Annotated in this window: 16 protein-coding genes; 9 read left to right on the top strand and 7 right to left on the bottom strand. The window is 70.6% G+C overall.

What is annotated here, in order from left to right; all coding sequences use genetic code 11:
- The first annotated feature begins 23 nt into the window (after positions 1-23).
- The 4 genes from ABMQ42_RS10560 (at position 24) to ABMQ42_RS10545 (ending at position 2,569) form a co-directional block, all read left to right on the top strand.
- A complete protein-coding gene (locus ABMQ42_RS10560) occupies positions 24-224 on the top strand; it encodes a hypothetical protein (RefSeq protein WP_349722946.1) in 201 nt (66 codons plus the stop codon).
- Positions 149-553, top strand: a complete 405-nt coding sequence (locus ABMQ42_RS10555) for a type II toxin-antitoxin system PemK/MazF family toxin (protein WP_349722945.1) — start codon at positions 149-151, stop codon at positions 551-553. Before ABMQ42_RS10560 ends, ABMQ42_RS10555 begins: the two co-directional genes overlap by 76 nt.
- Positions 554-941: 388 nt before the next feature.
- Complete coding sequence (locus ABMQ42_RS10550) at positions 942-2,060, top strand: FAD-dependent monooxygenase (protein ID WP_349722944.1); 1,119 nt, start codon at positions 942-944, stop codon at positions 2,058-2,060.
- A complete protein-coding gene (locus ABMQ42_RS10545) occupies positions 2,060-2,569 on the top strand; it encodes a nuclear transport factor 2 family protein (protein ID WP_349722943.1) in 510 nt (169 codons plus the stop codon). Before ABMQ42_RS10550 ends, ABMQ42_RS10545 begins: the two co-directional genes overlap by 1 nt.
- Before the next feature lie 13 nt (positions 2,570-2,582).
- Here the strand turns inward: ABMQ42_RS10545 and ABMQ42_RS10540 are convergent, their stop codons facing one another.
- Genes ABMQ42_RS10540 through ABMQ42_RS10530 form a run of 3 tightly spaced genes read right to left on the bottom strand, consistent with a single transcriptional unit; the run spans position 2,583 to position 4,938 of the window.
- Entirely contained in the window at positions 2,583-3,191 is a 609-nt protein-coding gene (locus ABMQ42_RS10540; RefSeq protein WP_349722942.1) for a TetR/AcrR family transcriptional regulator, read from the bottom strand.
- Positions 3,192-3,234: 43 nt separating this feature from the next.
- Positions 3,235-3,966 carry a hypothetical protein gene (locus ABMQ42_RS10535; RefSeq protein WP_349722941.1) on the bottom strand — a complete coding sequence of 244 codons (732 nt, stop codon included), beginning with the start codon at positions 3,964-3,966 and terminating at the stop codon, positions 3,235-3,237.
- A gap of 51 nt (positions 3,967-4,017) precedes the next feature.
- Positions 4,018-4,938: a LysR family transcriptional regulator gene (locus ABMQ42_RS10530; protein WP_349722940.1), complete on the bottom strand. Its 921-nt coding sequence runs from the start codon at positions 4,936-4,938 to the stop codon at positions 4,018-4,020.
- A 234-nt stretch (positions 4,939-5,172) separates the two neighbouring features.
- On the opposite strand from ABMQ42_RS10530, the gene ABMQ42_RS10525 reads away from it, so the two are divergent.
- Both ABMQ42_RS10525 and ABMQ42_RS10520 read left to right on the top strand, forming a co-directional pair.
- Positions 5,173-6,399: an MFS transporter gene (locus ABMQ42_RS10525; RefSeq protein WP_349722939.1), complete on the top strand. Its 1,227-nt coding sequence runs from the start codon at positions 5,173-5,175 to the stop codon at positions 6,397-6,399.
- 23 nt (positions 6,400-6,422) lie between these two features.
- A complete protein-coding gene (locus tag ABMQ42_RS10520) occupies positions 6,423-6,743 on the top strand; it encodes a hypothetical protein (RefSeq protein WP_349722938.1) in 321 nt (106 codons plus the stop codon).
- Here the strand turns inward: ABMQ42_RS10520 and ABMQ42_RS10515 are convergent.
- On the bottom strand, positions 6,724-8,187 hold the full coding sequence (locus tag ABMQ42_RS10515) for a peptide MFS transporter (protein WP_349722937.1): 1,464 nt from the start codon (positions 8,185-8,187) through the stop codon (positions 6,724-6,726). The genes ABMQ42_RS10520 and ABMQ42_RS10515 overlap by 20 nt on opposite strands.
- A gap of 152 nt (positions 8,188-8,339) precedes the next feature.
- On the opposite strand from ABMQ42_RS10515, the gene ABMQ42_RS10510 reads away from it, so the two are divergent.
- Genes ABMQ42_RS10510 through ABMQ42_RS10500 form a run of 3 tightly spaced genes read left to right on the top strand, consistent with a single transcriptional unit; the run spans position 8,340 to position 13,826 of the window.
- Entirely contained in the window at positions 8,340-10,802 is a 2,463-nt protein-coding gene (locus ABMQ42_RS10510; protein WP_349722936.1) for a glycoside hydrolase family 2 protein, read from the top strand.
- A complete protein-coding gene (locus ABMQ42_RS10505) occupies positions 10,799-11,695 on the top strand; it encodes an ROK family protein (RefSeq protein WP_349722935.1) in 897 nt (298 codons plus the stop codon). Before ABMQ42_RS10510 ends, ABMQ42_RS10505 begins: the two co-directional genes overlap by 4 nt.
- A complete protein-coding gene (locus tag ABMQ42_RS10500) occupies positions 11,688-13,826 on the top strand; it encodes a glycoside hydrolase family 36 protein (protein ID WP_349722934.1) in 2,139 nt (712 codons plus the stop codon). Before ABMQ42_RS10505 ends, ABMQ42_RS10500 begins: the two co-directional genes overlap by 8 nt.
- A 63-nt stretch (positions 13,827-13,889) precedes the next feature.
- On the opposite strand, the gene ABMQ42_RS10495 is transcribed toward ABMQ42_RS10500, so the two are convergent.
- Genes ABMQ42_RS10495 through ABMQ42_RS10485 form a run of 3 tightly spaced genes read right to left on the bottom strand, consistent with a single transcriptional unit; the run spans position 13,890 to position 16,674 of the window.
- Positions 13,890-14,807, bottom strand: a complete 918-nt coding sequence (locus tag ABMQ42_RS10495) for an ABC transporter ATP-binding protein (RefSeq protein ID WP_349722933.1) — start codon at positions 14,805-14,807, stop codon at positions 13,890-13,892.
- Positions 14,804-15,688 carry an ABC transporter ATP-binding protein gene (locus ABMQ42_RS10490; protein WP_349722932.1) on the bottom strand — a complete coding sequence of 295 codons (885 nt, stop codon included), beginning with the start codon at positions 15,686-15,688 and terminating at the stop codon, positions 14,804-14,806. Before ABMQ42_RS10490 ends, ABMQ42_RS10495 begins: the two co-directional genes overlap by 4 nt.
- Positions 15,685-16,674, bottom strand: coding sequence for an ABC transporter permease (locus ABMQ42_RS10485; RefSeq protein ID WP_349722931.1), 990 nt, complete (start codon positions 16,672-16,674; stop codon positions 15,685-15,687). The genes ABMQ42_RS10490 and ABMQ42_RS10485 overlap by 4 nt, the downstream gene beginning before the upstream one ends.
- Between the last annotated feature and the right edge of the window lie 25 nt (positions 16,675-16,699).

Here is a 16,699-nt window from a genome sequence, read left to right as displayed (position 1 = left end):
TGAACTCGGCTTAGGCTTCACCTATGCCCAGCACGATCGGATTCCGGCCCACGGCAGAGGACGCCCGCATCCTCCGCGAGGCGGCGCGGCCCGGCGAGGCGACGTCCGACACGCTGCGGCGCGCTCTGCGGCTGCTCGATCACGAGCGGTGGCTGGAGGACTTCCGAATGGATGCCGCGGCCCTGGCCGACGAGGACGTGAACGCAGAGCCGGAGGCCTGGTGATCCGAGGTGCCGTCTACCGCATCGACCTCGGGCAGGCACGTGGCCACGAGCAGCGAGGACGGCGTCTCGGTGTGGTCGTGTCACCGTCGAGATCGCCCCTGACGGTTGTCACCGTGGTTCCGACGTCGACCTCGGCCGGCCGGGCGATCCATCGCCCGGAGATGGAGCTCGCCGGGCGGCGCACGGTGCTGCTCGTGGATCAGATCCGGTCGATCGACGTGGACTTCGTATCCGACGATCCCGTCGATTTCCTCACCCGCGAGCAGCTCACCGAGCTCGAGGGCGCACTCGCGCACTACCTCGGCATCCACGAGCTGTGGGGCGTCTGAGGTCCCACGCCGTCGACGCCGAGCTGCGCCTCGTGTGTGGGACGGTGGCGCCCAGCCTCTGATTGCACCACTTCATTCACATAGAGAGGCGTGAGCAGAGGCTGGTGGAGCCCGTGCAACAGCTTGAAAACGCGGGCGTGCTGCAGGCGATCGGACCGTAACGGCGCAATCGCGTCTGGATCGCCCAGGATGTCGTCGATGCGTTGGATGCATTCGCAGCGCGCCGGGCAGCGACGCTGAGGGCCGTTGTCCCGCGACGGCCCTCCATCGGAACGACCCATCCGCCCCATTCGCGCTCCGTATCATCCCTCGCGCGAGGACGCCGTCCGTCGATATCAAGGGAGGCGTACGCGTCTCACCGGAGGCGCGCGGAGCGAAGGAGTGATGGATGGCCCTGATTTCGAGTGCCCTCGTCGTCGGAGGAGGGATCGCGGGACTCGCCGCCGCGATCGCTCTCGAGCAGATCGGCGTCCATGTCGACGTCGTCGAGCTCGGTGAGCGCTTCGGCGCGGTCGGTGCGGGGATGGGGATCGCGGGGCGCGCGCCCGACGCTTTGGCCGAGCTGGGCATCTACGAAGAGGTCGCCGCGACCGGGCAGCCGGGCCTCGGCGCGCCCGGCATGTACGACATCGCCGGCCGGCTGACCAGTGCGCTGCCGCCCGCGCCGCCGGAGGGGCAGGGCCGCGGTCCGATCGGCGCCTATCGGCCGGCCATCGCCGAGATCCTTGTGCGGCGCGCCCGCGCGGCCGGCGCCCATCTGCGCACAGGGCTGACGGTCGATGCGATCGACGAGATGCCCGACGGAGTGACGGTCACGCTCTCCGGCGGCGAGGTCCGGCGCTACGACATCCTCATCGGGGCGGACGGCGCGTATTCCCGGATCCGCTCGCTGGTCTTCCCCGATGCACCCGCGCCGGAGTACGCCGGGCAGATGAGCATCCGCTGGCTGGCCGACGGTGATCCGATCGAACCGGAGGGCTGGTACGTGGCCGGCGCGCCCGGCCGGATGGCCTTCTACTACCAGCCGTATCCCCGCAAGCTGTACGTGCCCTTCGTCGTGAACATGCCGCGCACCCATCTGTCATCCGAGGATGCGTACGAGCTCGTGCGCGACTTCATGGCCCAGTACACGGCGCCGGCGATCGTCGAGCTGCGCTCTCGACTCACGCCCGGCGATGAGATCATCCCGCGCCCGTTCGACTGGCTGCTGTTGAAGGAGTGGTCGCGCGGCCATGTGCTCCTCATCGGTGACGCCGCGCACGCGACCACCGCTCACCTGGGCATGGGTGGGGGGATGGCGCTGGAGGACGGCGTCGTCCTGGCGCGCTGCCTTGCCGAAGCGGATACGGTCGCGGGCGCTTACGAGGCGTTCTTCGCGCGCCGGTGGGAGCGGGTGCGGACGGTCGTGGAGACGAGCGTCGTGCTGTCGCAGCGAGAGCAGGAGAACCTGCCGCCCGATCCCGCGCTCATGCACGGGGCGATGGCCGTGCTCGAGAGGCCGTACTGATGGCGCCGCAGACCGCGGCGGACGCCGCGGCGCATGCCGCGATCGCACGCCTCGTGGCACTGTATGCGAAGGCGCGCGACACGACCGAGCCCGCACTGTACCGGGAGGCGTTCGCCCCGGACGCCATGATCATCGCCGGCGACGGGCGGGTGCTCTCGGCGGGGCTGGAGGAGATTCTCGAGAAGGTGTGCGGCGACCAGGACCGTTTCACCCCCGGATACCGCCAGGGTGAAATCACCTGGAGTGTGATGCGCCATCAGGTCGCGAACCTCCTCGTCGATGTGGACGGTGATCGAGCCCGATGCGAATACCAGGTGGCGACGCTGGTGTATGACGAGGAGGAACGTCGACCCATGATCATGGCGACCGCCCGCAACGAGGATCTCTGTGAGCGGCGGGACGGGCGCTGGTGGATCATCCGGAGCACTCTGCACTTCGGGTGGTCCGACGAGCGGATGGCACGGCGCCTGCAGGTCGGGCCGTGGACCCCGCCTGCTTACCGCCGCTGAGGGTCTCTCCCGGTCAGGTCGAGGCCGGCCGATCGAACGCGTCGGCGTCGATGCCGGCCGTCGCGACCCGAGCGAGACGGGTCGGCAGGCACTTGTCAGGGCTCTCGCCTGCGATCACGCGGATCTGCTGTGGGGAGATGAGGATGTCGAGGATGGCCCGCGGATCCGGATGCCCCGTGATCTCGCCGCGCTCGCGGGCACGGTCCAGCATCCGGGTCAGATCCCTCACGCGCTCGCCGATCAGCTCCTCGCGTTGGGGCTGCAGCTCGCGCAGCACGTCGGGGGAGAAGAGCACCCGGGTGAGCGCCGTGCCGTCCGCGGTGGCGAGGTAATCGCCCAGAGCCTCGGCGTAGGCGGTGAGGTCACCGGCGAGCGTCCCGGTGTCGGGGGACCCTCCCTGCTTCTCGCCTTCGCTCACGATCGCGTCGAGGATGAGGTTCTCCCGGCTCGTCCACCGCCGGTAGACGGAGGTCGCGTTGACCCCCGCGGTGGCGGCGACCTTCGCGACCGTGAACTCTTCGACGCCCTCGTCCCGCAGAAGCTGCAACGCGGCCTCGATCACGGCGCGGCGGACGCGCTCAGACCGCCCGCCGGTCCGGCGTCGCACCTCGTGGTCGGTCATGGCGTTCCACTGTAGCGGCTCGGCGGCGGGCGTCCCGGCGCGCTCAGGCGGCGCGGGTGGCCGCGACCAGGCGGAGCAGATTGCGCGTCTCGACGGCGAAGTGTTCGGCGTGCTCCTCGACGTACACAGGCGGGCATGCGGCGGGATACCACACGCGCAGGCTCGCCTCGAGCCCCTCCGGGGTGTCGCGGAACTGCTGCAGCACGTACGTGAACGGTGTCCCGTCGTCGAGTGGGCCCTGCCCCGCGCGGCGGACGGGGTACGACTCGTCCATATGCGCGGCGACGAAGTCGGGCGGGGTCTCGATCGGGGCGATCCGCGTGAGGGTGGGCAACCCGCCCATCGTCTCGACCACGCCCGCGCCGGGGAGGACCATGTAGTGCTCGGGATGCGTCGGGAAGCCGGTGGCGAGGACCATGGCCTTGCGCTCCTCCTCATCGGCGGCGGCGCCGCCCAGCATGCTCTGGATGCCGGCGAGCAGCTCGGCGATGTGCACGCCGCGCGCACTCACCTCGACGTGGCACTCGGTGAACGCGCCGGCCGAGGCGGCGGCATACTCATGCGCCCGCCGGTCGGACTCGGCGATCTGGTCCGCAAGAAGGGCCTGCATCGGTGCGCCGTACAACAGGCGGCGCAGGTTCGTCATCCCGCGTCGCGCGGCCGCCAGCTCCCAGGCGTCCACTCGCGTGTCGTCTGCGGGGCCGTGCGCCGTCCGGACGTGGACCGTCACGTGCTCGTCCGTGCTGATGGCCGAAAGGCCGTCGTCTTCTGTCATGGGGAGATCCTCTCGTTAACGCAAGAATAGTTGCATTAACTGCGAAGGAGGTCAAGATCCGAGAGGCGACCGATTGCGGAAGTGCTCGAACTGCGCGCGCACCCACATGTGCTCAAGGTCGCCGTCGTAGGACGGATGCCACCAGAAAGCGAGGACGATGGGCGCGAGCGGGAACGGCGGGGCCATCACCCGCAGGCCGTCGTGCGGACCGAGGGCGTGCAGAAGACGCTCCTGGATGAGGGCGACCCGCTGCGTGCCGCGCACGCACAGCGGCATATCCGAGAAGCGGTCCACCACCACCGCCACGTCCCGGGCGATCGAGGCCCACTCGTGCCGGTGCATCTCTGCCGGCGAGACCAGAGCTGTCTCGAAGGTCGTCACCCAGGGCAGCTCGCGCAGCTCGCCGGCGCCGGGGCGGTCACCGAGCGCGGTGTTCTGCGCGTCGGCGATGATCACCCAGCGGTCGGCGAGCACATCGAAGTGCGGCATGTCCTCGGGGAACAGCCCATGGGGCGCGAGGATTCCGTCGACGTCGCGCGTGTGCACCTCGTACGGCGTGAGCTGCTCGACGGCGATCGAGCGGAAGGCAAGACGCATGTTCGGGGCGAAGCGGCCCACGCGTGCGCTCCATACAGCGCCCACAGCGCCGATCCCGTAGTCGGATGCCGCGATGCTGAAGCGCCTGGTGGAGGTCTCGGGGTCGATCGCCCGGTGCGCGGCGAAGACGCGCTGTGCCGAGTCGAGCGCGTCGGCGACCATCGGGCGCAGCCGCACGGCGAGTGGCGTCAACTCCATGTCCTTGCCGTTGCGTCGCAGGAGTTCGTCGTCGAAGTGCCGGCGGAGCCGGGCCAGCGACTGGGAGAGCGTCGGCTGGGTGAGGTTCAGCCGCTCGGCGGCGCGGGTGACGCTCGCCTCGCGCAGGAGCGCGTCGAGGGCGAGCATCAGGTTCAGGTCGAGGCCGCCGATCTTCACGGGCCCATTCTGCCCCGGCACTCCGCACTCGCCCATCGGCGGCAGCGATGACGCCCATCGTCGCTGTCCATCCGGTGATGAGCCACGGCCCGTTGCCCCGTTCAATGGAGTTCCGGGCGCATCCCGACGCCCGCCGGCTGTCATGTCGTCGAAGGAGACCACAGTGACCCTCCACTCCGCTCCCGATTCCCCGCAGATCAATGCCCCGCCGCGCCCGGCTCCGCGCCACCGCGGATGCAGTGGGGCATCGTCATCCCGATGGTGTTCGCGACGCTCGGGCTCTGGATGGTGGTCCTCGCACCCGTCGTGCTGCTCCTGCCGCTGCAGGTGGCCGCGATCGTCAACCCGACACACTCCGCCGGGGTGGACACCGGCGGGCCGCTCTCTCTGGTGCTGGCACCCGGAGCGCTCGCAGCGATCGTCCTGAACCCGATCGTCGGCCACTTCAGCGACCGGTCGTTCGCGCGTACCGGCAGCAGGCGCGTCTGGCTGCTGGCGACAGCGATCGCCGCGGCGTGCGGTGTGCTGTTCATCGGTGCCGCCGGATCGCTCTGGATGCTGGCGCTCGGTTGGGCACTCGCCTCGGCCGGCGGCAATGCGCTCCTGTCGATCATCTGGTCGCTCATGCCCGATCACATCCCGGTCGCCCGCCGAGGTGCGGTGTCGGGTCTGCTCGGCGTCTCGCAGGCGATCGCCGGAGTGGTGGCGGTCCTGATCGCGGGCTTGCCGACGATGACGGCGGTCTCGATCCTCGGCGGGGTCGCGGTACTCAGCGTCGTTTGGTTGGCGGTACGTCTTCCCCGCAGTGCGCCTCGACCCGTGGCATCCGGCGGCGGTCTGCTGGCCCTGGTGAAGTCGTACTGGGTGAACCCGGTGAGGCACCCGAACTTCGGTTGGACGTGGGTCAACCGCTTCCTGTTGTTCCTCGCGACATCGATGGTCGTGAACTATCAGGTCTACTTCCTGATGAGTGTGGTGCGCACGACAGCCGCCGAGACACAGCGGATCGTGCAGATCTCGACGCTGGTGATAACGGTCGGGACATTGCTCGGCTCGTTCCTCGGCGGCTTCCTCTCCGACCGCCTCCGTGGCCGCAAGTACTTCGTGGTCGCCGCAGCGCTTCTGGTGGTCGTCGGGTTCGCTGTCCTGATCCTCACCCAGAGCATCCCCGGGTTCTTTGTCGCCATGTTCCTCGTCGGCCTCGGCAACGGCACCTACTTCGCAGTGGACATCGCGGTGGCGACGCAGGTGCTGCCTGACGAGGGCCGCACCGCCGGCAAGGACCTGGCGGTCTTCAACCTGGCCAACAACCTGCCGCAGTCGCTCGCTCCGGCGATCGCACCGCTGTTCCTGGCGATCGGGGGCGTGGCCGGCGGCAACTACGTCGCGCTGTACATCGCCGGGTCGATCGTCGCGTTCGTCGGCGCCTTCCTCATCCTCCCCGTCCGCGGCGTCAAATGATGCTCTCAGCTGAAAGGCTCTCTATGACCGACTACCTCGTCCTCTACCGGCTGGCGCGCGGCGCCCCGGCTCCGGCTCCTGACCCGGCTGAGCTCGAGCGGGGGAAAGCCGCGTGGGGAGCCTGGCTCGGCTCGATCGGTGCTGCCCTGATCGACCCGGGTGCGCCGACCCGGCCGATCGGGCCGGAGGTCTCCGGGGTGGTGGATCGCGTCAGTGGGTTCACACTGCTGCGAGCCGCGTCGGACGACGAGCTACTCGGGATGCTGGCATCCCACCCCCATCGCGAGGTCGGCACATTCGAGGTGCACGCCGTGGACGTGCCCCCTATCGCACGCCCTTCATGAGCTTCAGCACGGGCTTGCTGCCCAACCACAGGCCGATGCCGACGACCACCGCGATGATGCCGAGGATCGAGAAGTAGGGCGCTTCGTTCTCGGGGTCGTAGAACTGCACGAGCCAGCCCGAGATCGCGGTGCCCAGTGCCACCGAGAGGAAGAACAGCGCCACCATCTGCGTCTGGAACGACGCCGGCGCGAGCTTCGTGGCCACCGACAGCCCGACCGGCGACAGCAGTAGTTCGGCGACCGTGAACACGAACAGGATGCCCACGATGGCCAGCAGCGGCGTCGAGTTCGGGCCGCCGCCGGCGAACGGCAGGAACAGCAGGAACGCGCCGCCCATGATGATCGCGGCCAGGCCGAACTTCACCGGCGTCGACGGCTGGCGGTGGCCCAGGCGCGTCCAGATCGCGGCGAACACGCCCGACAGGATGATGATGAAGACCGGGTTGATCGACTGCACCCAGGAGACCGGCATCTCCCAGCCGAACAGGTTGCGATCCAGCCGCTTGTCGGAGTACACCGTCAGCACCGTGAACTGCTGCTGGTAGAGCGACCAGAACGCGACGCTCGTGATGAACAGCGGCAGGAAGCCCCAGACGCGCGAGCGCTCGGTCGCGTCGATGCGCCGGCTGGAGAGGATCACCGCGAAGTACGCGATGGCCGCCACCACGGTGCCGATGATCACGATCGTGGAGAGGTTCTCGGCCCGGATCGCCCCGACCAGCACCAGCACGACGATGAGCACGATCGCGACCGCGGCGACGACCGCGACCCACATGTAGCGGTTGCGGGGCAGCGGGTTGGGCACGTGCCGCGCCTGCTCGGGCAGCTGCTTGCGGCCGAACGAGTACTGCAGGAGACCCAGCGCCATGCCGACCGCCGCCAGCCCGAAGCCCCAGTGGAAACCGATCGACGACTGCAGCAGACCCGTCAGGATCGGGCCGAAGAACGCACCGAGGTTGATGCCGAGGTAGAACAGCGAGAATCCGGCATCCCGCCTGTCGTCGTCGGCGTCGTACAGCGTGCCGACCACGGCCGTCGCGTTGGCCTTCAGTCCGCCCGACCCGAGCGCGACGAGGATGAGGCCGACCGCGACGCCGGCCACTCCCGGGATGAGGGCGAGCGCGATGTGACCGGCCATGATGACGATCGCGCTGATGAACAGCACGCGCTCGGAGCCGAGCATGCGGTCGGCGATCCATGCACCGAGGATCGTCGACAGGTAGACGGCGCCGCCGTACGCGCCGACGATGCCGCCGGCCACGCCCTGGTCGATGCCCAGGCCCCCGTCGGTGACCGAGTAGTAGAGGTAGATGAGCAGGATGCCCTGCATGCCGTAGAAGCTGAACCGCTCCCACATCTCGACGCCGAACACGTGGGCCAGGGCCCAGGGCTGTCCGAAGAAGCGCGTGTCGGTGCTGCCGTGCGATTCCTTCGTCTCGCTCATGGGTCAACGGTAGCGAGGCGGGGCGTGGGGCGCCTCCCCCTGTTCGGAGGACACGACGGGGCCGCGCGTTGCTGTTGACATTACTTAAGTGACTTACGAAAATAGAGACGTGCGTGGAGGGGCCAGGCACCTGTTCGGCCTCAGGAGGACACGTGGGCACGACGACACTTGACGGCGAGTGGACGCTCACGGCAGTGCGGGGACAGATCCCCGACGACATCGCGGGGCGACGCGTGCCCGCGATCGTGCCGGGATGCGCGCACACCGACCTGCATCGGGCGGGACTGATCGCCGACCCGTTCGACGGCGACAACGAGTCCGCCCAGCAGTGGATCGGCAGCACGGTGTGGCGCTACGAGCGCGCGTTCGACTGGCAGCCCGACGGCTCGACCCGGTATGACCTCGTCGCAGAGGGCCTCGACACGCTCGCGACCGTCTTCGTCAACGGCTCCGTCGTCGCCACGACGGCCAACCAGCACCGCTCGTACCGTGTCGAGGTCGGCCACCTGCTGACCCCGGGTGCCAACACGATCGCCGTCGAGTTCGATGCGCCCGTCGACGCCGCCGAGCGTATCGCCGCCGCTCACGGGGGAGCGCTGCCGCACGTCAACCACCACCCGTACAACTCGCTGCGCAAGACGGCCTCGAACTTCGGGTGGGACTGGGGCATCGACGTCGCGACCAGCGGCATCTGGAAGCCTCTCGCCATCGAGGGGTGGAGTGACGTGCGCATCGCGGCCGTCCGCCCGCTCGTGGATGTCATCGGCGGCGACGGCGTGCTCACCGCCCACGTCGACCTCGAGCGGCTCGGCACCGGGCCCGTGGATGTGGCCCTCAGCGTCTCGCGGGGCGGTGCGGTGGTCGCCGAGGCCGCCGGCTCCCTCGCCGAGAGCGGTGCCGTGCGGGTCGTCGTCGCGGACGCCGCGCTGTGGTGGCCCGTCGGGCACGGCGAGCAGCCGCTCTACGACATCGTCGTGAGGGCGGGGGATGCCGCATGGCACGGCCGCGTCGGGTTCCGCACCGTGACGCTCGACACCTCGGCCGACGAGCACGGCACGCGGTTCGTCGTGCACGTCAACGGCCGGCCGATCTGGATCCGCGGCGCCAACTGGATCCCCGACCACGCGTTCGCGACCGAGATCACGCCCGAGCGGCTCGCGCGCCGCGTCGACGACGCGCTGGACGCGCACATCAACCTGCTGCGGGTGTGGGGCGGCGGCATGTACGAGTCGGAGGACTTCTACCGCCTCTGCGACGAGCGGGGGCTGCTCGTGTGGCAGGACTTCCTGTTCGCGTGCGCGGCGTACGCCGAGGAGGAGTGGCTGGCCACCGAGGTCGAGGCGGAGGCCCGCGAAGCGGTGACGCGGCTGTCGCGGCATCCCTCCCTCATCCTGTGGAACGGCAACAACGAGAACATCGTCGCGTACGCCGAGTGGGGCTGGCGCCCGGAGCTCGGCGACCGCACCTGGGGCAACGGCTACTACCGCCGAGTGCTGCCGGCGATCGTCGCCGAGCTCGACCCCACCCGTCCGTACACCCCGGGCAGCCCCTACTCGTTCGCGGACTACCTGAACCCGAACGACGACCGCAACGGCTCGGTGCACATCTGGGACGTCTGGAACGAGAAGGACTACACGGCCTACCGCGAGTGGAAGCCGCGCTTCGTCGCCGAGTTCGGGTTCCAGGGACCGCCGGCCTGGTCGACGCTCACCTCCGTCGTGCACGATGAGCCGCTCGCCCCCTACGGGGCGCAGATGCTCGTTCACCAGAAGGCCGATCAGGGCAACCTGAAGCTCGAACGCGGGTACACGGGGCACTTCCCCGCACCGACATCGATCGACGACTGGCACTTCACGACCCAGCTCAACCAGGCGAACGCCATCCGCTTCGGCATCGAGTACTTCCGCTCCCTGACGCCGTACAACACGGGCACGATCGTCTGGCAGCTCAACGACGACTGGCCCGTGGTCTCGTGGGCGGCCGTCGACTTCGCCGAGCGCCGCAAGCCGCTCTGGTACGCGCTGCGCGACGCCTACCGCCCGCGACTGGTGACCATCCAGCCGGGCGACGACGGCCTCGAGGTCGTCGTCGTCAACGACACCGACGAGGCGATCGCGGCCCCGCTGCGCATCGAGCGGCTCTCGTTCGACGGCGCCGTGCAGGCGTCGGCGGTCGTCGAGGTCGAGGTCGCGGCACGGTCGGTGTGGCGGGGCGCCGTCGCCGCGCAGGTCGCCGCGGTGCAGGACGTCGCGGCCGAGATCGTCGTCGCCACCCTCGGCGAGGCCGACCGCGGCGAGCGTGCGATCTGGAACTTCGCCGAGATCGTCGACCAGGCACTGGCTGCCGATGCCGTCGACGCCCGTGCCGAGCAGACCCCCGACGGCGCGCGCATCACCGTCACCGCGACGGCCTACGTGCGCGGACTGACGGTGCTGGCCGATCGGGCGGATGCCACGGCCTCGGTCGACGCGTCGGTCGTCGACCTGCTGCCGGGCGAGACCGTGGTGTTCGAGCTGCGCGGTGCGGCGCCGATCCCGGCGGAGGCCGCCCTCTCGCCGTTGGTGCTGCGGCACGCGAACCAGCTCGTCGCGGCGGCGCGCGCCGTGTCGGCATGATCGTCGGCGTCGAGACCGGCGGCACGAAGGTCGTCTGCGCGTCGGCGTACGAGCAGGCGCCGACGCGGCTGGTCGACGCGGTCACGATCCCGACCGCGGATCCCGTCTCGACGATCGGGGCGATCCGCCGCGCGGTCGACCGCCTCGGCGGGCCTACGGGGGCGGCGGCGCTCGGCGTCGCGGCGTTCGGCCCGCTCGACGTCGATCCGGCCTCGCCCCGGTACGGGTATGTGACCTCCACGCCGAAGCCCGGGTGGTCGCAGACCGACCTGCTCGGCCCGCTGCGTGCCGGGCGTGAGGCGCCGACGGCGCTCACGACCGACGTCAACGCGGCGGCGATCGCCGAGCATCACGCCCGCGGCGCCGCGGCACCGGCCAACCTCGCGTATCTCACGGTCGGCACGGGCATCGGCTCGGGCGTGCTCGTCGACGGACACGTCGTCGGCGGCACGGGATTCCCCGAGGTCGCACACCTGCGGGTGGTGCGGCACCCCGACGACGACTTCGCAGGGGTGTGCCCGTTCCACGGCGACTGCCTCGAGGGGCTGGCCTCGGGCCCGGCGATCGCACGGCGGTGGGGGAGCGACGCGTCGCACCTCCCGGGCGCGCGGCGGGCCGCGGCCGTCGACATCGAGGCGTTCTACCTCGCCCAGGTCGCCGAGACGCTGCGATACCTCGTGGGCACCGACCTGCTCGTGCTCGGCGGGGGCGTCGCGAAGACGCCGGGGCTGCTCGCCGCGGTGACCGCCCGCATCGGCGGCGACGGGGCGGCCGCAGGCTCGGGGCGCGCGTCCCTGCGCGTCGAGAAGGCCGTCCTCGGCGACCACGCCGGGGTCACCGGCGCGCTTCTGCTGGCCGCGGGGCGACTGGAGGGGGCATGGGCTGTTGGCTGAGCTGCGCTGGGGCGGGCCGGCGCTCGACCTGACCTTCCTGCTCGACGCCGAGGGGCCCGTGTGCCTGGTCGCGGTCGCATCCGCCGACGGTGCCGACGCCGTCGTGCATGAGAGCGCGCGGGCATACGACCCGCACCGCGACCAGCCGCTGGTCGAGGTGTCGGCGATCGGGCACGGGCGGTTCCCGGGCGGGTTCCGCCACGTCGACACGGTGATGGGTCGCCGCCTCCGCTACGACGGGCACGACGAGACGGTCACGTCCGTCGGTGACCGGATGCTGCGCATCCATCAGCACGATCCGGTCACCGCGCTCGCGGTCACGAGTGTCTTCGTGCACCGCCCGGGCGTGGCGGCGTTCCGCACCTGGACCGAGCTGGCCCTTCAGACCGGTGCGCTCGTGATCGACTTCGTCTCGTCGTTCGCATCGGCGGCGGTCTACGACACGACGCGACGCGACGTCGACGGGCTCTCGCTCGTCTCGGCGGCCAGCGACTGGGTGGCCGAGAGCCGGTGGACGACCGTGCCGCTGCGACGGTGCGGGCTCGCCCGCATCGACCGCGAGCTGCAGCACCACCCGCCGCGCAGCCGCTGCGTCGTCATGAACCGCGGTGCGTGGTCGACCGGCGAAGCGCTGCCGACCGGTGCGCTGGTCGCCACCGACGGCGGGACCGATGCGGCGGCGGTCGCCTGGCAGGTCGAGCACAACGGGCCGTGGCTGTACGAGCTCGGCGAGACGCGTGCGTCGGCCTACCTGCTGCTGAGCGGGCCCACCGATCAGGAGCACCAGTGGACCACGACGGTGGCACCCGGCGCGCCGTTCGTGTCGGCGTCCGCGTCGATCGCGCTGGGGCCGGCGGGCGCCGGGCTCGACGGCGCGCTGGCCGCGCTCACCGACCAGCGCCGCGCCATCCGCCTGCCGCGTGGCGCCGATGAGGCGCTGCCGATCGTGTTCAACGACTACATGAACACGCTCATGGGCGACCCCACGACCGCGAAGCTGCTGCCTCTCATCGACGCGGCCGCCGACGCCGGCGCCGACATCTTCTGCATCGATGCCGGCTGGTACGCCGAGGGGCACTGGTGGGACACCGTGGGGGAGTGGATGCCGTCGCCCGGCCGCTTCCCCGGCGGGTTGCGCGAGGTCGTCGACCGCATCGTCGCCCGCGGCATGGTGCCCGGCCTCTGGCTCGAGCCCGAGGTCGTCGGCATCCGCTCGCCCCTGGCCGGCGCACTGCCCGACGCGGCGTTCTTCTCCCGCCGCGGGGTGCGGGTTGCCGAGCACGGACGGCACCTGCTCGACCTGCGGCATCCGGCCGCCCGCGCGCACGTGGACGCCGTGGTCGACCGGCTCGTCGCCGAGTTCGGCGTCGGCTTCATCAAGATGGACTTCAACACCATGCCCGGGCCGGGCACCGATCGAGACGGGCTCGCCCCCGGCGAGGGCATGCTGGGCCACGCCCGCGCTCTCCTCGACTGGTTCGACGACGTGCAGAAGCGGCATCCGCACCTCCTCATCGAGAGCTGCGCGTCGGGTGCGATGCGCATGGACTACGCGACCCTTGCGCGGCTGCACCTGCAGTCGACCTCCGATCAGCAGGACCCGGTGCCGTACGCGGCGATCGCCGCCGCCGCACCGGCGAGCATCCTGCCCGAGCAGGCCGGCAACTGGGCGTATCCGAACCCCGCGATGGGCGACGAGCTGTTCGCGCTGTCGCTGGTCAACGGCATCCTCGGCCGTCTGTATCTGTCGGGCCATCTCGGACGCATGTCGCGCGCCCAGCACACGATGGTGCGCGAGGCGCTCGCCGTGCACCGCCGCGTGCTCGAGGTCGAGCCGCGCACGCACGCGCGCTGGCCGCTGGGGCTCCCGGGGTACGACGACGAGTGGGTGTGCCTGGCCCTCGATGACGGCGCCGGCATGTTCATCTCGCTGTGGCATCGGGCCGCCGGCCCGGCTCAGACGCTCATCGCCCTGCCGGAATACGCCGGACGAGACGTGGATGCCGCGGTCCTGTTCCCGGCGGCGGCGCCGGGGTGGTCGCTCGAGTGGGATGCCGCGGCCGGCGCGCTGCGGGTGGGCACGACGGCGACCGAGGCGACGGCCCGCGTGGTGCGGGTCGAGCCGCGCTGAACGAACGCCGGCGAAGAACCTGACGGATCGGGCCCCGCCGAAAACGCTCGGCGGGGCCCGATCTCATGCGGCCGCGGTCTCGAGCCGGCCCTCGGCCTCGGCCTCGTCGATCGAGACCCAGTCGCCGCGGTGGTGGTCGTAGCAGCGGCTGTTGTCGAGGCGGGCCCGGTCGACCGCGGCCTCGTCGGAGACGACCTTGCCCAGCCGCTCGGGGTCGGGTGCGGCCGCGGCCAGCAGCCGGGTGTAGTCGTGATGCGGGTCGAGGATCACGGCGTCGGCCGGCCCCCGCTCGACGACGCGCCCCTTGTAGAGCACGAGGATGTCGTCGGAGAAGTGCCGGGCGGTCGCCAGGTCGTGCGTGATGTAGAGCACGGCCAGGTCGTCTTCGCGCTGCAGGCGGCCGATCAGGTTGAGCACGCCGAGACGGATCGACACGTCGAGCATCGAGACGGGCTCGTCGGCGATGAGCACCTGCGCGCCGGGCGCCAGGGCGCGCGCGATCGCCACCCGCTGCCGCTGCCCGCCCGACAGCTCATGCGGCCGCCGCGCCGCGAACGCCTCGGCCGGCGTCAGGTTGACGCGCTCGAGCATCTGCAGGGTCAGGTCGTGGATCGCCGAGGCCCCGCGCGCACGGTGGTGGATCGCGAGGGGTCGCGCGATGTGGTGCGCGATCGAATGGAACGGGTTCAGCGACGCGAACGGATCCTGGAAGACCATCTGCACGTGTCGCCGATACGCCGATCCGGGCACAGGCGTGCCGTCGTCGAGTCGCACGTCGATCGCGCCCGAGGTCGGCTTCTCGAGCCGGGCGAGCATGCGCGCGATCGTCGACTTGCCCGACCCCGACTCACCGACCAGCGCGACCGTGCGCCCGGGGACCAGGTCGAAGCTGACCCGGTCGACGGCGCGGAACGGCATGCGCCGCAGACCGCTCTTGATCGTGAAGTCCTTCGTGAGGTTCACCACGCTCGCACTGGTCATCGCACGGCCTCCTTCTCTTCGTCGACGCCCGTGCGGATGAACGCCCCACGGTCGCCGCTCAGGCTCGGGAACGACCCGAGCAGCTTCTTCGTGTAGGGGTGCTGCGGCGACCGGTAGATGTCGTCGGCCGACGCGAGCTCGACGATCTCGCCGGCGAGCATGACGGCGATCCGGTCGCTGATCTCCAGCAGCAGCGGCAGGTCGTGCGTGATGAAGATCACCGCGAACGACAGCTCGTCGCGCAGTCGGACGATCTCACGCAGGATGTCGCGCTGCACCACCACGTCGAGAGCCGTCGTCGGCTCGTCCATGATCATGAGCTGCGGCTCGAGCAGCATCGCCATCGCGATCATGACGCGCTGGCGCATGCCGCCCGACAGCTCGTGCGGGTAGGACGTGAGCCGCGCGGGATCGACGCCGACCCGGCGCAGGACGTCGGCCGAGCGCTCGCGACGCTCGGCGCGGCTCATGCCCGGGCGGTGCGTCCGCAGCGTGTCGTCGAGCTGAGAGCGGATCGTGGTGACGGGGTTGAGGGCGTTCATGGCGCCCTGGAACACCATCGACAGCTTGTCCCAGCGGAACGCGCGCAGCTCGTTCTCGCCGAGGCCGAGGATGTCGACGTCGGCGCCGTCGCGGTCGTGGAACACGATCGACCCGGAGGCGATGCGCGCCGGCGGCTTGTGCAGGCGGTTGATCGCGTACGCGAGCGTCGTCTTGCCGCACCCGGACTCGCCCGCGAGCCCCAGGATCTCGCCGGGGGCGAGCGACAGCGTCGCATCGCGCACGGCCGTGACCGGCTCGTCGACCTCGTACACGACCGTCAGGTCCTCGACGGTCAGCACCGCCGGGCGGTGTCGGGCCGCGGCATCCACCGTCGTCATGCTGTCGCCTTCCGTTCGAGTCGGCGCGCCGCGCGGGCGCGCTTGCGGTGCAGTCGCACGTTCTTGAGCTTGGGGTTGATGATCTCGTCGATCGAGAAGTTGATGAGCGAGAGTCCGGTGCCGAACAGCGCGATCATGAGGCCCGGCGGCACGAACCACCACCAGGCGCCCAGCGGCAGCGCGAACCCGTTCTGCGCGTAGAAGAGCATCGTGCCCAGGGTGGACGAGTTCGACGCGCCCAGTCCGAGGAACGACAGCCCGGCTTCGCCGAGGATCGCGGCGATGACCGCGAACACGAACTGCGACGCGAGCACCGGCAGCAGGTTCGGCAGGATCTCGACGGCGATCACCCGCCACGGGCGCTCGCCGGCGACGCGGGATGCCGCGACGTAGTCGCGATTGCGCAGCGACAGTGTCTGCGCCCGCAGCACGCGGGCCGACGCCGCCCAGCCGGTGATCGCCAGCACCACCGCGATCGTCCACAGGCCGCGCGACTCGCGGGGGACGAACCCGGAGATGACGATCACCAGCGGCAGGCCGGGGATCACGAGGAAGACGTTCGAGAAGAGCGAGAACGCCTCGTCGACGAGGCCGCCGAGATAGGCGCCCAGGATGCCGAACAGCGCCGAGAGCGCAGTGGCGAGGATGCCCACGAGGAACCCGATGACGAGCGACCCGCGCGTGGCGATCGCCAGTTGGGCGAGCACGTCCTGCCCGGTCTGCGTCGTGCCGAGCAGGTGCTCGGACGACGGCGGGGTGAGCCCGATGTCGCGGATCGTCGTCGGGTCGCCGGTGAAGAACGGGGCGAAGGCGCCGAAGGCGATGATGCCGAGCACGAGGACGAGGCCGATCGCCAGCCACGGGGTCATCGTGGGCAGCATCGAACGCCACGCGGAGCGGCTTGGGCGGCGTTCCGACTCCTCGATCACGACGGCGACGGTGCTGTTGTCGACGACCGGTTCGACGGCCTGTTGCACATTGGTCATGGCAGTGTCCTTTCCGGGTCGCCGG

Source organism: Microbacterium sp. KR10-403 (genome assembly GCF_040196215.1).
Lineage (GTDB): Bacteria > Actinomycetota > Actinomycetes > Actinomycetales > Microbacteriaceae > Microbacterium.
Note: the sequence above shows the minus strand (reverse complement) of the source record. Positions and strands in the feature narration are given on the sequence as shown.

Coding starts and splice junctions, on each gene's coding strand:
- ABMQ42_RS10550 (WP_349722944.1), top strand. CDS start 942: ATGGCCCTGATTTCGAGTGCCCTCGTCGTCGGAGGAGGGATCGCGGGA.
- ABMQ42_RS10545 (WP_349722943.1), top strand. CDS start 2,060: ATGGCGCCGCAGACCGCGGCGGACGCCGCGGCGCATGCCGCGATCGCA.
- ABMQ42_RS10540 (WP_349722942.1), bottom strand. CDS start 3,191: ATGACCGACCACGAGGTGCGACGCCGGACCGGCGGGCGGTCTGAGCGC.
- ABMQ42_RS10490 (WP_349722932.1), bottom strand. CDS start 15,688: ATGACGACGGTGGATGCCGCGGCCCGACACCGCCCGGCGGTGCTGACC.
- ABMQ42_RS10535 (WP_349722941.1), bottom strand. CDS start 3,966: ATGACAGAAGACGACGGCCTTTCGGCCATCAGCACGGACGAGCACGTG.
- ABMQ42_RS10560 (WP_349722946.1), top strand. CDS start 24: ATGCCCAGCACGATCGGATTCCGGCCCACGGCAGAGGACGCCCGCATC.
- ABMQ42_RS10515 (WP_349722937.1), bottom strand. CDS start 8,187: ATGAGCGAGACGAAGGAATCGCACGGCAGCACCGACACGCGCTTCTTC.
- ABMQ42_RS10485 (WP_349722931.1), bottom strand. CDS start 16,674: ATGACCAATGTGCAACAGGCCGTCGAACCGGTCGTCGACAACAGCACC.
- ABMQ42_RS10505 (WP_349722935.1), top strand. CDS start 10,799: ATGATCGTCGGCGTCGAGACCGGCGGCACGAAGGTCGTCTGCGCGTCG.
- ABMQ42_RS10495 (WP_349722933.1), bottom strand. CDS start 14,807: ATGACCAGTGCGAGCGTGGTGAACCTCACGAAGGACTTCACGATCAAG.
- ABMQ42_RS10525 (WP_349722939.1), top strand. CDS start 5,173: ATGCAGTGGGGCATCGTCATCCCGATGGTGTTCGCGACGCTCGGGCTC.
- ABMQ42_RS10520 (WP_349722938.1), top strand. CDS start 6,423: ATGACCGACTACCTCGTCCTCTACCGGCTGGCGCGCGGCGCCCCGGCT.